This is a genomic window from Micromonospora sp. URMC 103 (genome assembly GCF_051386435.1).
In the GTDB taxonomy this organism is placed as follows: Bacteria; Actinomycetota; Actinomycetes; order Mycobacteriales; family Micromonosporaceae; genus Micromonospora.
The window spans coordinates 1,161,278-1,174,373 of the sequence record NZ_JBPQTR010000005.1; the positions used below are offsets into that span (position 1 = coordinate 1,161,278).

At 74.7% G+C, this 13,096-nt stretch carries 16 protein-coding genes; 6 read left to right on the plus strand and 10 right to left on the minus strand.

Annotation, left to right across the window (positions count from 1 at the left end; translation table 11 throughout):
- Positions 1-10: 10 nt before the first annotated feature.
- The 4 genes from ACSNOA_RS18455 to ACSNOA_RS18470 form a co-directional block, all read right to left on the minus strand.
- Positions 11-457: a response regulator gene (locus ACSNOA_RS18455; protein WP_436659934.1), complete on the minus strand. Its 447-nt coding sequence runs from the start codon at positions 455-457 to the stop codon at positions 11-13.
- 69 nt (positions 458-526) lie between these two features.
- Complete coding sequence (locus ACSNOA_RS18460) at positions 527-871, minus strand: STAS domain-containing protein (RefSeq protein ID WP_436659935.1); 345 nt, start codon at positions 869-871, stop codon at positions 527-529.
- 84 nt (positions 872-955) lie between these two features.
- Positions 956-1,393, minus strand: coding sequence for a B12-binding domain-containing protein (locus ACSNOA_RS18465; protein ID WP_436659937.1), 438 nt, complete (start codon positions 1,391-1,393; stop codon positions 956-958).
- Positions 1,390-3,186: a SpoIIE family protein phosphatase gene (locus tag ACSNOA_RS18470; protein WP_436659938.1), complete on the minus strand. Its 1,797-nt coding sequence runs from the start codon at positions 3,184-3,186 to the stop codon at positions 1,390-1,392. The genes ACSNOA_RS18465 and ACSNOA_RS18470 overlap by 4 nt, the downstream gene beginning before the upstream one ends.
- Positions 3,187-3,383: 197 nt before the next feature.
- Between ACSNOA_RS18470 and ACSNOA_RS18475 the strand changes: the two genes are divergently transcribed.
- Entirely contained in the window at positions 3,384-3,725 is a 342-nt protein-coding gene (locus ACSNOA_RS18475; RefSeq protein WP_436659939.1) for an STAS domain-containing protein, read from the plus strand.
- A gap of 99 nt (positions 3,726-3,824) precedes the next feature.
- Here ACSNOA_RS18475 and ACSNOA_RS18480 read toward each other — a convergent pair whose 3' ends face one another.
- Complete coding sequence (locus ACSNOA_RS18480; RefSeq protein WP_436659941.1) at positions 3,825-4,142, minus strand: hypothetical protein; 318 nt, start codon at positions 4,140-4,142, stop codon at positions 3,825-3,827.
- 201 nt (positions 4,143-4,343) lie between these two features.
- Between ACSNOA_RS18480 and ACSNOA_RS18485 the strand changes: the two genes are divergently transcribed.
- The 3 genes from ACSNOA_RS18485 to ACSNOA_RS18495 all read left to right on the plus strand — a co-directional run bounded on the left by ACSNOA_RS18485 (position 4,344) and on the right by ACSNOA_RS18495 (position 7,335).
- Entirely contained in the window at positions 4,344-5,321 is a 978-nt protein-coding gene (locus ACSNOA_RS18485; RefSeq protein WP_436659943.1) for a DUF2267 domain-containing protein, read from the plus strand.
- 71 nt (positions 5,322-5,392) lie between these two features.
- Positions 5,393-6,193 (plus strand): spermidine synthase, encoded by an 801-nt coding sequence (locus ACSNOA_RS18490; RefSeq protein ID WP_436659944.1) that lies wholly within the window; start codon positions 5,393-5,395, stop codon positions 6,191-6,193.
- A 92-nt stretch (positions 6,194-6,285) separates the two neighbouring features.
- Entirely contained in the window at positions 6,286-7,335 is a 1,050-nt protein-coding gene (locus tag ACSNOA_RS18495; RefSeq protein WP_436659945.1) for an AI-2E family transporter, read from the plus strand.
- Between the two features lie 33 nt (positions 7,336-7,368).
- Here ACSNOA_RS18495 and ACSNOA_RS18500 read toward each other — a convergent pair whose 3' ends face one another.
- Entirely contained in the window at positions 7,369-8,670 is a 1,302-nt protein-coding gene (locus ACSNOA_RS18500) for an NAD(P)/FAD-dependent oxidoreductase (RefSeq protein ID WP_436659947.1), read from the minus strand.
- 169 nt (positions 8,671-8,839) lie between these two features.
- Between ACSNOA_RS18500 and ACSNOA_RS18505 the strand changes: the two genes are divergently transcribed.
- A complete protein-coding gene (locus ACSNOA_RS18505; RefSeq protein ID WP_436659949.1) occupies positions 8,840-10,291 on the plus strand; it encodes a M20/M25/M40 family metallo-hydrolase in 1,452 nt (483 codons plus the stop codon).
- Between the two features lie 121 nt (positions 10,292-10,412).
- A complete protein-coding gene (locus ACSNOA_RS18510) occupies positions 10,413-10,574 on the plus strand; it encodes a hypothetical protein (RefSeq protein ID WP_436659951.1) in 162 nt (53 codons plus the stop codon).
- 150 nt (positions 10,575-10,724) lie between these two features.
- Here ACSNOA_RS18510 and ACSNOA_RS18515 read toward each other — a convergent pair whose 3' ends face one another.
- The 4 genes from ACSNOA_RS18515 to ACSNOA_RS18530 form a co-directional block, all read right to left on the minus strand.
- Positions 10,725-11,249 (minus strand): GNAT family N-acetyltransferase, encoded by a 525-nt coding sequence (locus ACSNOA_RS18515; protein WP_436659953.1) that lies wholly within the window; start codon positions 11,247-11,249, stop codon positions 10,725-10,727.
- Between the two features lie 92 nt (positions 11,250-11,341).
- Entirely contained in the window at positions 11,342-11,635 is a 294-nt protein-coding gene (locus ACSNOA_RS18520; RefSeq protein ID WP_436659955.1) for a DUF6510 family protein, read from the minus strand.
- Positions 11,636-11,652: 17 nt separating this feature from the next.
- The gene (locus ACSNOA_RS18525) at positions 11,653-12,420 is read right to left on the minus strand and encodes a ferredoxin reductase (RefSeq protein WP_436662365.1); all 768 of its coding nucleotides are present in this window, start codon (positions 12,418-12,420) and stop codon (positions 11,653-11,655) included.
- Positions 12,421-12,424: 4 nt separating this feature from the next.
- A complete protein-coding gene (locus tag ACSNOA_RS18530) occupies positions 12,425-13,015 on the minus strand; it encodes a sulfite oxidase-like oxidoreductase (RefSeq protein WP_436659957.1) in 591 nt (196 codons plus the stop codon).
- Between the last annotated feature and the right edge of the window lie 81 nt (positions 13,016-13,096).

A 13,096-nucleotide genomic window follows, 5' to 3' on the forward strand; every position in this document is an offset into this window, starting at 1 on the left:
GCGCGCCCGCTCAGGAGCGCTTGGGCAGCACGACCACCCGGCCGAAGAACTCGTCGATCCGGTGCACCACGTCGTTGAAGTCGTCCAGGTCGATCGGCTTCGTGACGTACGCGTTGGCCTGGAGCGTGTAGCTGCCCACGATGTCGGTGTCCGCGTTCGAGGTGGTGAGGACGACCACGGGGATCGTGCGCAGGTCCTCGTCCTGCTTGACCTCGCCGAGCACCTGGCGCCCGTCCATGCGCGGCATGTTCAGGTCGAGCAGGATGACGTCGGGCCGCGCCGCCTCGGTGTGCCGGCCCTCGCGCCGGAGGAACTCCATCGCCTCCTGGCCGTCGCTCACCACGTCGATGACCTTCTCGACGTCGGAGTCCGCCAGGGCTTCCTCGATCATGAGCACGTCGCCCGGATCGTCGTCCACGACGAGGATGCGAACCGGGTTCGGGCTGTGTGCGCCCATGAGCTACCTGCCTCGGGTTGGCGGGACACGGGACCTCGCGGCCACGTGCTGGCGGGGAAATCTAGCCGATCAGGGGACCGTCCGCGACGCCGGGTCGACGGGCTCCGGCTCGTAGGTCAGGACCTCGTCGAGGCCGGTGAGGCGGAGCACCCGCGCGACGCGGCCGCGGGCGCCCGTGACCCGCAGCCACCCACCGTCGGCGGCTGCCCGGTTGTCGCCGCGGACGAACGCGGCCAGGCCGGTCGAGTCGCAGAAGGTCAGCTCGGTGAGGTCCACGAGCAGGTGGCGCTCACCGGCCGCGGTGAGCCGGTCGATCGCGGCGTCGAGCTGCGGGGCGCTGCTCATGTCCAGCTCGCCGGCGAGGCGCAGGCACGTGCCGCCGTCGCGTTCGGCGTACGTGACGGTGAACGACACCGTGCTCCCCCTCCCTCCGCGCCAGCCACGGACGTTTGCAGTGGAGCAAGTATAAGCAGGGGCGGCGCCGGCGCCATCGGCGCGTCAGCCGGTCGGTGCGCCCGCCGTGCCCACGAGGGACCGGCTCCGGTCGAGGTAGCGGGCCGCGCGCGGGAAGTCGTGCAGCATGCGCCCGTAGTGCTCCAGGGTCCACCCGAGCACCTCGGCCGGCACCCTCCGGCTGGTCAGCACCGGCAGCAGCCACTGGACGAACTCGGTGAACAGCGAACCGTCGTCCACGTAGAGCGCGGCGGCCAGGAAGTCCACCATGTACCCGAGGTCGCTCACCGTCGCGTCCACACTCCACTCGTTGCGCGCCCACCGCTCCCCCACCTCGACCTGCGCGGGCGCCACGAGATCCAGCAGCACCCGTTCGGCCGGCACACCCCTGTCGACCAGGTCGAGGGCGATGTCGATGGCCGCGTACTCGTCGGCCTCGGTCAGGGAGTCGAGGTAGCCGGCGTACGCGGCGGGACCCGTCACGCCGGGCCCGCCCGGTCCGGGACGGAGTGCAGGTGCCGCGGCGTACGCCCACCCCGGGCCCCCACCGCGCGCAGCGCCAGCACGGCGATGTCGTCGTGGTCGCCGTGCGTCAGCCAGTCGCAGGTGACCTGCTCGATCCGCTCGGCGAGCGCCGGCGCGGGCATGCGGTGGCAGTCGGTCAGCGCCTCGACCAGGCGCCGTGACCCGAAGTGGTCGCCGCGCGGGCCGCCGCGCGCCTCGGTCACCCCGTCGCTGTAGAGGACGCACGTCTCGCCGGGCGCGAGCCGCACGGTCACCTCACCGACGCGCGGGTCCGACACCACGCCGATGAGCATGCCCCGCACTGCCACCGTCTCCACCTCCCCGCTCGCGCGCAGCACCAGCGGCGGCAGGTGCCCGCCGCCGGCCATGGCGAGGGTCAGCCCGCCGTCGCGGTGCGGACGCACCACCCCGAGCACGAGGGTGGCGAACCGCCCCTGCCCGTGGGCCTGGGTGGTCTCCAGCAGCGCCTCGTTGAGCAGGCCCAGCAGCGCGCCCGGTCGGGACTCGACCCGGTGCAGCGCCTGCAGCGACTGGCGCAGCTGCCCGGTGAAGACGGCCGCGTCGACGCCCTTGCCCGACACGTCACCGAGGAAGAAGAGCGAACCCCCGTCGGCGAGCCGGTGCGAGCCGTAGAAGTCCCCGCCGATGCGCAGGCCCGTCTCGGCCGGCCGGTACGCGGTGCCCCACTGCACGCCGGGCGTCTCCACCGGCTCGACCGGGAGCAGGCTGGCCTGGAGCATGTCGGCGACCTCGGCCTGGTCCCGGTAGAGCGCGGCGGCGCTGAGCGCGGCCCCGGCCCGCGCCGCGAAGCCGCGGAGCAGGTCCGTGTCGGCGTCGTCGTACCACCGGCCAGCGGGCCGGGCCACGAGGAGCACGCCGGCGGGCGCCTCCACACCGGGCAGCGGCACCACCCGGGCGTCCGTCTTCCCCGGGGCGAGGCCCGGCAGCCAGCCCGCCTCGGCCGCCTGCTCGACCAGCCAGTCCAGCGCGTGCGGCTGCGCCCCGTTGAGGCCCTCGGCGATCGCGGGAGGCAGGTCGGCGCCGGGCAGCACCCCGCTGTCGACCACCGGCGCCCCGTCGTCCGCGCGTACGGCCCGCCACCAGCGGGCCCGGCCGGCGCGGGGCGCGAGCACCAGCACGGCCACCGCGCCCAGGGTCGGCACGGCCAGCCGCGCCACCGCGGCCGCGGCACGGTCCGGGTGCAGCGGGTTGCCGAGCTTCTCCCCCACGACGGCCAGGTACGCGGCCCGCGCACGCTCGGCGGCCAGGGCTTCGCCGCGGCTCACGCTCTCGGTGACGTCCTCGACGTACCAGCAGCGGCGTCCGTTCGACAGGGGCACGACGCGGGCGGCCAGCCGGCGGGACCCGTGCACGAACTCCGCCCGACCGGGGTCGTCGGCCAGCGCCGGCACGCCGGCCGCGGACAGGCGGCGGCCCGGGGCGATCTCGGGCAGCAGGCGCCGGGCAACCGGGCTGACATGGCGGACGGTCCCGTCGGCGTCGCAGACGACCAGGCCCTCCCGCAGGTGCGCCGCCACCTCGGACCAGTCGGCCGCGGCCGACGCCCGGTCGAGGTCAGGTGGCGGCAGGGCCCGGTCGAGGTCACGTGGCGGCAGGGCGGGCGCGCCGACGGGCCGGGGCCGGGCACGGACCCCCGCGTCGCCCGGGTCCACGTCCCTGGCGTCGGCGGTGGTCACCCGGTGAGCCCCACTCTCCTCGTCGTCCCGCAGGCTCGCCCGGGCGGACGTCACCGGGCGAGTGTCGTAGCCAACCCTACGCCGGTGCACCCGTACCGCCACCCCACCGCCGCTGGTGGGGGCGGTGACGGCCGCGGGCGGCCCCGGCGCGCGATTGTTACGATCCCCCGGATCCGGCCCCCTCCGGCAGCCGGCGGAAAGGCGGGAGCGTGCTACCCCACGGGCGGACACCCGAGACCACACCGCTGAGCGTGTCCGTCGACCGGTCGGACCCGGCGGCGCCGGTGATCCGGGTGGTCGGGGACCTCGCGTACACCACGGCCGCGCCCCTGCGCGAGGAGATCGACCAGCTGCTCACGGACGTGCCGTCGGTGCTGGTCCTCGACTTCGCCGACCTGCACTTCATCGACAGCACCGGCCTCGCCGTGATCGTCCACGCCTGGCGGGAGGGGCAGCGGACGGGCACCGCGCTCGAACTCCGGCACGTCCCGCGCATGCTCGGCGCGATCCTCGACCTGACGGGGCTCGCGGGGCTGCTCGCCCGCCCGATGCCGGAGAGCCGGCCGGACACGCGCCCCACGGCCAGCGCCTGATCGAAGCCCGGGCGCGGGCCGCCCCGGTGGCGGGGCGGCCCGGCGCGCCGGGTGGCCCCCCTGACCCTGGGACCGGGGGTCGGGGGGCCGGAGGATGGTCTAGGTGGACGTGACCGGTTGCAGCCTCGGGCCGCCGGGACGCAGGTCCTCGGCCGACGGCGACGGTTCCGCGTCCTCGGGTGCACCGGAGTCCGGCGTCTGGAACAGATAGCGGACGAACTGCCCACCCGCCTCGTTGTCGTCCGCGCCCGGCCACTGGCCGATGCAGTCGACCCCGATGACCTCCCGGCCCGTGCCGTCGGCCTCCTCCAGGAGCGCCCACAGGCTCACCGGGTAGCAGCGGGTGGCCTCGGGCGAGACCTGCCAGCGGGCGTACCAACCCGGCCGGGCCGGGACGATCTCGACGATCCGCTTCATGACGACCTTCCCTTCCGCGTACCTCGGAAGAACTCCGGTCCTGAGCCGATCCTGCGGTCCCGCCGGGTGACGCCTCCTCACCCCGCGCGGATGAAGCCGCCGCCGGGGCGGCCCGGGCCGGGCCGGCGGCGTCCGTTTCGGGTCCGGGGCGCCGGGAAGGCGATCGACGGAACCACGATCCCCAGCGGAAGGGGCGCCACGATGCGCAAGCAGATGGAGGGCGACAACCAACGCCGCCGGGCGCTCGCGCGGCAGGCCCGGGAGCAGGGCCGGCAGCCGAGCGAGACGGGGGCCAGCCTCAGCGCCTCCAAGCAGCTCACCCACCTCGACCGGGGCAGGCGTACCGGGCCCATGCCGGCCGGCCGGCACAAGCCGGACAGCACGCGCGGCGGGCCGGCTCCGCCGCCGACCGGCGCGCCGGATAACCCCCGGCCGCGGATGGCTCCCGGCGTGAACACGGGCGGGACGACGACGATGGGCTACCACGACCTCGTCGACGACGTACGGCGCCGGGCCGGCGTCGACTTCCGCACCGCGAAGGTGGGCGCCGAGGCGACCGTGCTGGTGTTGGCCTTCGCTCTCGGCGAGGCCGAACGGCAGCGGCTGCTCGAGGCCGTGCCGGCGTCGCTGCACGACGTCGTTCCGGTGGACGGGATCCAGCGGCGGCAGGACCTTCCCGGCTTCCTCGCCGAGGTGGGCCGGATCAGCGGAAACACGCCGGAGCAGGCCCGCTATCAGGTGGAGGCCACACTCGCCGCGCTCGCCGAGGCCGACGGCGACCTCGTCGAGTCGCTGCACGTGCCCGACGGCCTGCGGGAGCTGCTGCAACCGCCGGCGGTCGGCGGTGGTGTGGTCGGCGCGTCCACGTCGACGCCGCCGCTCAGCGACGCGGACCTGGCGGCGGCGCTCGACGACATGCCGTACTGGTCGGGTGACGGCGGCGCGCTCCAGCGGGTCGTCGCGCTGCCCGCCGACAACCTGGACCGCGTGCTGGACCGCATCGAGCGGCTCCGGCAGGAGACCGGGCGGGCGCCGACGATCGGTCGGCCCGGGCCGACCGTGGCCGTGCTGACCGTCCGGTCCCGGCAGGCCGACGCCGTGACGGCGCGCGACCTGGACCTCGCCCGGAGCATCGACGCCGCCATCGAGGAGGCGGGCGCCGGGATGGCGTCCGGCTGAGCGGGCGGGCCGGCGGGCCGCACAGCGGCCCGCCGGGCCCGGTCCCGCCGTGATCGGTTACCGTGCCGGACATGGACCGCGAGGCCGACCGGCTGGAGCTGGTCACCGACCCGGTACGGCGAACCGGGCGCCTCCTGCTCGCCAGCGGCGTGGAGCAGTCGTACGTCGACGTCGCCGACCCCCGGCACCTGCACTTCGAGTACGTGCGCCGGATGGCCGCCGTCGCGGACCTCGCGGCGCCCGCCCGCACCCCGCTCTCCGTCCTCCACCTGGGCGGCGGCGCCCTCACCCTCCCCCGCTACCTCGCCGCGACCCGCCGCGGGTCGGCGCAACTGGTGGTCGAGCGGGACGCCGCCGTGGTGGAGCTGGTGACCCGGTCCCTGCCGCCGCTGCCGGCCGAGGTGCGCGTCCGGATCGCCGACGCGCGCACCGCGGTGGCCGAGGCGCCCGCCGGGGCGTACGACCTGGTGCTCGCCGACATCTACCGGGCGGCCCGAATGCCGGGGCACGTGCGCACGGCCGAGTTCGCCGCGGAGGTCGCCACCACGCTGCGACCCGACGGCATCTACCTGGTCAACCTCACCGACCTGCCGCCGCTGGTCGCCACCCGGGTGCAGGTGGCGACGCTGCGGGAGGTCTTCGCCGACGTCTGCCTGATCGCCGACCGGCGGATGCTGCGCGGCCGGCGGTACGGCAACCTCGTGCTCGCCGCCGCACCGCGTCCCGGCCGCCTGCCGGTGGGCCGGCTGGCCGCCGTGGCCGCCCGCGACCCGCTGCCCGGTGTGGTGCTGGACGCGGCGGCCCTGGACTCCTTCGTGGCCGGCGCCGCGCCCCTCACCGACGCCGACGTACGCCGCACACACGCGCGCTGATCCGCCAGCCGCCGCGCATCCCGCAGGTTTCCGCGTCCGTGATCGGGGTACCGCCGGGGTTTCCCGCGCCCCGGCCCGGGTAGCCGCGGCGGGTGGACGGTGACGACCGGAGGACCGCCCGGCGGGCGTTGATCGTCATCGGCCTGCTGCTCGCCACCCTGCTCGGCCTGGCGTTCGCGTACGCCACCCTCCGCATCCTGATCTGGATCGTCGTGGCGGCGTTCTTCGCCGTGGCGCTCAAGCCCCTGGTCGACCTGGTGAACCGGCGACTGATCCGGCACCGGGCGCTCGCCACGCTGCTGGTCTTCACCGTCACGTTCGTGGTGCTCGCGGCGCTGGCCGCGGTGATCGTCGTACCGCTGGTCGACGAGGTGGCCCGCTTCGTCGACCGCGCCCCCGAGTTGCTGCGGGAGGCCCGCGCGGGGCGTGGCCCGGTCGGGCGGCTGCTGGACCGGGTGGGACTGCGGGACTACCTGGCGAACCACTCCGACCAGGTACGCCAGTACGGTGAGCGGCTGCGGAAACCGGCCGTGAACGTGCTGCGCAGCGTGGCGGAGGGCGTCGCCGGGCTCATCACGGTGATCGTCCTGGCGTACCTCATGGTGCTGGAGGCGCCGCGGATCACCGGGACGGTGCTGGCGGTGGCCGGGCCGCGGCGGGGCGAGCGGTGGCGGCGCATCGGGCGGGAGGTCTCCCGTACCATCAGCGGCTACCTCACCGGGAACCTGCTCATCAGCGTGATCTGCGGCCTCGCGACGTTCGTCGTGCTGCTGCTCACGGGCGTGCCGTTCGCCGCGGTGATCGCCCTGCTCGTCGCGATCGCCGACCTCATCCCGCTGGTCGGGGCCACCCTCGGCGCGATCATCGCGGCCGGGGCGGGATTCCTGCACTCCCCCACGGCGGGCATCGTCGTGCTCGTCTTCTTCGTGGTGTACCAGCAGGTGGAGAACCACCTGCTGCAACCGGTCATCCTGTCCCGCGCGGTGCGGCTGAACCCGCTCACCGTGCTGGTGAGCGTCCTGCTCGCGGCGCAGCTGGCCGGCCTCGTGGGGGCGCTGCTCGCGATCCCCGCGGCGGGGATCGTGCAGATCCTGCTGCGGGAGTACGTGCCGGTCCACCGCCCGCCGCCGCCCGCCCCCTGAAACGCGCCGAATCGGACCCCGGCCGGCGCGGCGTCAGCGGCCGCGGACGGGCACCTCGGGGGTCGTGCTCTCCAGCGGCACGGCGTTGGCCGGCACCAGGCCGAGCTGCACGCCCGGGCGGGGCAGCGTCGCGTCGAGCACCCAGTCCGCGCTGATCCGCGTCCGGTTGGCCGGCATGGCCAGCAGGTGGTAGCCACGGGTGACCGCCTTCGCGGGCAACCCGGCCAGGTTGACCTGCAACGGGTTCGCGGCCGCGTCCTTGCCGCCCAGGTCGACCACCCAGCCGAGGTCGTGGTGCTTGTACGGCCGGCGGCGGCCGTGCCCGTACGAGGCCGCGATGTTGTGCGCCGCGAGCTTGCCCTGCCGCTGAGCGTGTTGCGCCGTCATCGCGCAGATCTGGCCGGGCCGGGTGACGTCGGGCACCGCGGCGGCGTCGCCGCAGGCGAACACCTCGGGAAAGCCGGGCACGTTGAGGTACTCGTCGACCACGAGCCGGCCGCGTTCGGTGCGCAGGCCCAGCTCGGCGACGAAGGGATCCGGCCGGACACCGACACACCACACGAGGGTGCAGGTCGGCACGTACTCCCCGTCGGTGAGGCGCACCCCGTCGGCGGTGGCCTCGGCCACCGAGGTGCCCATCCGGACGTCGACGCCGCGGCGGCCGAGGACCCGGTGCGCCGTCTGCGACATGCGCTTGTCCAGCTCCGGCAGCACGCGCGGCGCCACGTCGAGCAGCATCCAGCGGGGCCGCGTGGTGAGGCGGGGCCGCTGGGCGTGCAGGGCGTCCGTGAAGAGCTGGCCGTGCGCCGCCACCTCCGTGCCGGTGTAGCCGGCGCCCACCACCACGAACGTGCTGCGCGCCTGCTGCTCGGCCGGGTCCTCGGCCTGCTCGGCGAGCTCGATCTGGCGCACCACGTGGTCGTGCAGGTAGAGCGCCTCGGGCAGGCCGCGGAAGCCGTGGGCGTACTCGGTGACCCCGGGGATCGGCAGCAGCTTGTTGACGCTGCCCACGGCGAGCACCAGCCGGTCGTACGCCAGGCGGTTGCGGTCGCCCTCCGGCTGTGTGAAGCCCACCCAGCGGTTCTGCAGGTCCACCTCGTCGGCCTCGCCGATCACCACCCGCACCCCGTCGAGGGTGCCGCTGAGCGGCACCGCGATCCGGGTCGGCTCCACCACGCCGGCCGCCACCTCGGGCAGCAGCGGCAGGTAGAGGAAGTAGTCGGTGGAGTTCAGCACGACGATCTCGGCCCGGTCGCGGGCCAACCGGCTCAACGTCTTCGCCGCGTGGTACCCGGCGAAGCCGGCTCCCACGATCACCACACGAGGCTTCGTCATTGGCGACCCGTTCCCGCCGAAACGCACGACAAACGTCGGCTCACCCGCCGGCAGGCCGTACGTACCCGGGGTGCCGGTCGCCAACGCCCGGCCGGGTGAGAAAAATGACCGCCGTCATCCACGCCCGGCGATATAGACAGACACCGTCGTCGATGGCGAGGATGCGGTCATGGGAACTGACGACAGCGACGCCCGGCCCACGAGGCCCACCCGCCGCACCTTCCTGACCGCCGCCACCGCAGCCACGGCCGCCACCGCCGCCACCGTGGCCGCGCCCGCCCTCGCCGAGCCGGCCGCGGCCGGCGGCGACGCCCCGCCCGGCCCCGGCCGCCCCACCCGCCCGCAGGCGCCCGACCGCGAGCTGCGCGACCTGCTCCGTGCGGTCGACCAGCGCCGGATCGAGGCGATCGTCCGCCGGCTGGCGGCGTTCGGCACCCGGCACACCCTCTCCAGCCAGGACGACCCCGAGCGCGGCATCGGCGCGGCCCGGGACTGGATCTACGACCGGATGCGGGAGTACGCCGCCGCCTCCGGCGGCCGCATGACCGTCGAACTGCAGTCGTACGTCCAGCAGCCGGCGTCGCGGATCCCCGTGCCGACCGTCATCACCAACGTGGTGGCGACCCTGCGGGGCGAGACGTCGCCCAACCGGACGTACGTGGTGACCGGCCACTACGACTCCCGTGCCACGGACGTCATGGACGCGACGAGCGACGCGCCGGGCGCCGACGACGACGCGTCCGGCGTGGCGGTCGTCATGGAGCTGGCCCGCCTCATGGCCACCCGGCGCACGGCCGCGACCATCGTCTTCGCGGCGGTGGCCGCCGAGGAGCAGGGCCTCTACGGCTCGGCGCACCTGGCCCGGCAGCTCAAGGCGGCGGGCGCCGACGTGCAGGGCATGTTCAGCGACGACATCGTGGGCAGCAGCACGGCCGACGACGGCACCCGCGACCCGCGGACGGTGCGCCTCTTCGCCGAGGGCGTGCCGACGGCGGAGACCCCGGCCGAGGCGAACACCCGCCGGTCCGTCGGCGGCGAGAACGACTCCCCGTCGCGGCAGCTCGCGCGGTTCGTCCAGGACGTGGCCGAAAACAGCGCGACCGGCATGGGCGTCCGGGTCATCTACCGCCGGGACCGCTACCTGCGGGGCAGCGACCACATCTCGTTCCTGGAGCAGGGGTGGCCGGCGGGCCGGTTCACCGAGCCGAACGAGGACTTCGCCCACCAGCACCAGGACGTGCGGGTGGTCGACGGGCAGCAGTACGGCGACCTTCCGGAGTTCTGCGACTTCGCGTACATCACCCGGGTGGCCCGGGTGAACGGCGCGGCCCTCTGGTCGCTCGCGCAGGCCCCCGGCACGCCGAAGGGCGCGGTCATCGTGACGACCGATCTCACCAACAACACCACGCTGCGCTGGCAGCGCGGCGACGAGCCCGACCTGGCCGGTTACGAGATCGTCTGGCGGGAGACGACGGCCGCCGAATGGCAGAAGGTGATCCCCGTGGGGGACGTGACGCAGGTGACCATCGACCTGTCCAAGGACAACGTGTTCTTCGGCGTCCGTGCGGTGGGCCGCGGCGGCCTGCGCAGCCCCGTGGCCTTCCCCCGACCGGGCAGCTGACCGACGGCGGGCCGGGCCCGGCCACCACGGCCGGGCCCGGCTCACCCGGACCGGGTGGGGTCCGCTCACCCCGTTCCGGTCGACGATGGTGGCTGCCGGTAGGCCAAGGGAGGGCGACGTCATGACCATGCCGATGTCCAACGACCAGCGGCAGCCGATCTACCTGCGCCAGAGCGGCCGCCCGCGACTCACCGCGCGGCAGCGGCGGCGGGTGGAGCAGAAGCAGGGCCGGTACGAGCGGCTGACCCTGCAGCGCAGCGACGCGCGCGGTCCCGGCCGCTGACGTACGGCGGCCGCCTCCCCGGGGGCGGCCGCCGCCGCAGCGTCCCGCGATCACGCAGTCGTGGTGCCCGGCTCGTTGTGGTTCGGGGCCTTCGTCCACCTGCACAACTGTATGATCGCCGGCCGCGCGCGTGGCGAGGCCGAGGTGCCCCTAGCCGGCCGGCGCCGTGATGGCCCAGCGCTCGTGGTCGCGCCACGCGCCGTCGATGAACAGGTAGTCCGGCGAGTAGCCCTCCAGCCGGAAGCCGAGCTTCTGGGCCACCCGGCGCGACGGCTCGTTGCCGGGCTGGATGTTCGCCTCGAGCCGGTGCAGCCCGAGCACGGCGAACGCGTGCTCGATCACCAGCCGGATCCCCGTGGACGCGTGCCCCGTACCGCTGTACGGCAGGAACGCCGCGTAGCCGAGGTACCCGCCGCGCAGGGCGCCGTACAGGATCCCGCTGATGTTGACGTAGCCGGCGATGGCCCCGCTGGCCCTGTCGCAGATCAGGTAGCCGGCGTGGTCCCGCCGGCGGATCTTGGCGAGGTACGCCGCGTACTTCTCCGGGTCGTTCGGGGCGGCGAGCCAGGGATGGTGCAGGTCGCGGCTGCGGCGGGCCGCGGCCAGGAACTCGGCCTCGTCGGTGGGCCTCGGCCGGCGGATGGCGGCCGGGCCGCTGGAACGCAGATATCTCACGGCGGACCACTGTCGTCGCCCGGGACGTCTACGTCCAGCCGGTTGACCGGGCGCCCGGCTTCCGGCGGAACCGGCGGCAACGTACGCGACGGTCAGAGCGGCCCGGGCTGGGGCTGGTCCAGCGGCATGGGCACCTGGAGGTAGGTGGCGCCGCGCAGGTCGAGCCGCGCCCAGCCGGGCGAGCGGACGAGCCGCAGCATGACCTCGGCGCAGTTCGGGCAGCGCCCGACCAGGCCGGGCGCGTGCGGGTAGACCCGCAGCGCGGCCATCGGCCCGGTCGCGCCGCAGTGTTCACACCGCCCGGTCGCCGCGCTCAGGTCGACGGCGAACACCTCCCGGAGGGGGCCGTCGAGCATGTTGCCGTCCAGGTAGGACATGTCCGTCATGGCGTTCTCCTCGCCGGTCAGCCGGTGGGGCCGAAACGTTCGGTCTTCACCCGCCGGGGCGGGTGGCCCAGCCCCACGAGCAGGTCGGCAACGGTCTCCACGAAACCGGTGGGACCACAGACGTAGTTGACCGGCTCCAGGTCCGGCGGCCAGCCGTGGTTGTTGACGTCGGCGAGCGCGATCCGGTGCGGCTCGCCGCGCCACCCGTCGGGCGCCTGCCGGGTGTAGAGGTACGCCACGTCGAGGCCGAGGTCGTCGCGGCCACGACGGCGCAGCTCGTCGGCGTAGATGACGTCGTCGGGGGTGCGTACCGAGTAGAGCAGCCGGAACGGCGCCCGGCTGCCGGCCGCGCGCCGGGCCCGCAGCATGGCCATGAGCGGCACGATCCCCGACCCGCCGGCGACGAGCAGGACGGGAGCGGTCTCCTCGGCGCGCCAGATGAACCACCCGCCGACCGGGCCGCGTACCTCGACGGGGTCACCCTCGCCGTACACGTCGATGAGGTACGGCGACACCTCGCCGTCGTGCACCCGCTGGACGGTCAGCTCGATCCGGGGACCGCCCGGGCCGTCCACCGTGGGCCCGGCGATCGAGTACGACCGCGCGGTCTGGTAGCCGTCGGCGGCCGTGAGCCGGACGTCAAGGTGCTGGCCGGGCAGGTGCCCCGGCCAACCGGGAACCTCCAGCACGAGGGTGTGGGCGGTCGGGGTCTCCACGCGGCGTTCGACCAGCCGACCCACCCGCCACGTGAGGGGCGCGCGGGCCGGTGGGCTCACCGCGGTCACGCGCTCAGTCACCCTGGTACCGCTGTTCGCGCCACGGGTCACCGTAGTCGTGGTAGCCGGCGGTCTCCCAGAAGCCGGGCTGGTCCGCTTCCATGAGCCGGAGGCCGCGCACCCACTTCGCGGACTTCCAGAAGTAGAGGTGGGGCACGAGCAGCCGGGCCGGCCCGCCGTGCTCGGCGGGAAGGTCGCCGCCCTCGAACGTGTGGGCCACCCAGGCACGCCCGCCCCGCAGGTCGTCGAGCGGCAGGTTGGTGGTGTAGCCGCCGTACGAGTGGGCGAGCGCGTAGTGGGCGTCGGTGTCGATCCCGTCGAGGAGCGTGTCCAGCGAGACGCCCTGCCAGGTGGTGCCGAGCTTGGACCAGCGGGTGACGCAGTGGATGTCCACCCTGGGCGTCTCCTGGGGCAGGGACATCAGCTCCGACCAGGACCAGCGGTATTCAGCGCCGGTCTCGGTGGTGATGACGAACTCCCAGGTGTCCAGCGGGACCCTCGGCGTCGGGCCGGCGGAGAGCACCGGGAAGTCCTGGGTCAGGTACTGCCCCGGTGGCAGGGCCGGCTCCGACGAGCGGGGCCGGCCCTCGAAGCCTGGTGACACGATTCCCACCCGTCAGTCGTACCACCCTCCCGGCCCGGGCCGGGAGGGTTCCGCCGTACCGCCCGCTGGATGGGGTGTGCT

Coding starts and splice junctions, on each gene's coding strand:
- ACSNOA_RS18505 (WP_436659949.1), top strand. CDS start 8,840: ATGGGAACTGACGACAGCGACGCCCGGCCCACGAGGCCCACCCGCCGC.
- ACSNOA_RS18520 (WP_436659955.1), bottom strand. CDS start 11,635: ATGACGGACATGTCCTACCTGGACGGCAACATGCTCGACGGCCCCCTC.
- ACSNOA_RS18480 (WP_436659941.1), bottom strand. CDS start 4,142: ATGAAGCGGATCGTCGAGATCGTCCCGGCCCGGCCGGGTTGGTACGCC.
- ACSNOA_RS18490 (WP_436659944.1), top strand. CDS start 5,393: ATGGACCGCGAGGCCGACCGGCTGGAGCTGGTCACCGACCCGGTACGG.
- ACSNOA_RS18455 (WP_436659934.1), bottom strand. CDS start 457: ATGGGCGCACACAGCCCGAACCCGGTTCGCATCCTCGTCGTGGACGAC.
- ACSNOA_RS18500 (WP_436659947.1), bottom strand. CDS start 8,670: ATGACGAAGCCTCGTGTGGTGATCGTGGGAGCCGGCTTCGCCGGGTAC.
- ACSNOA_RS18510 (WP_436659951.1), top strand. CDS start 10,413: ATGACCATGCCGATGTCCAACGACCAGCGGCAGCCGATCTACCTGCGC.
- ACSNOA_RS18485 (WP_436659943.1), top strand. CDS start 4,344: ATGCGCAAGCAGATGGAGGGCGACAACCAACGCCGCCGGGCGCTCGCG.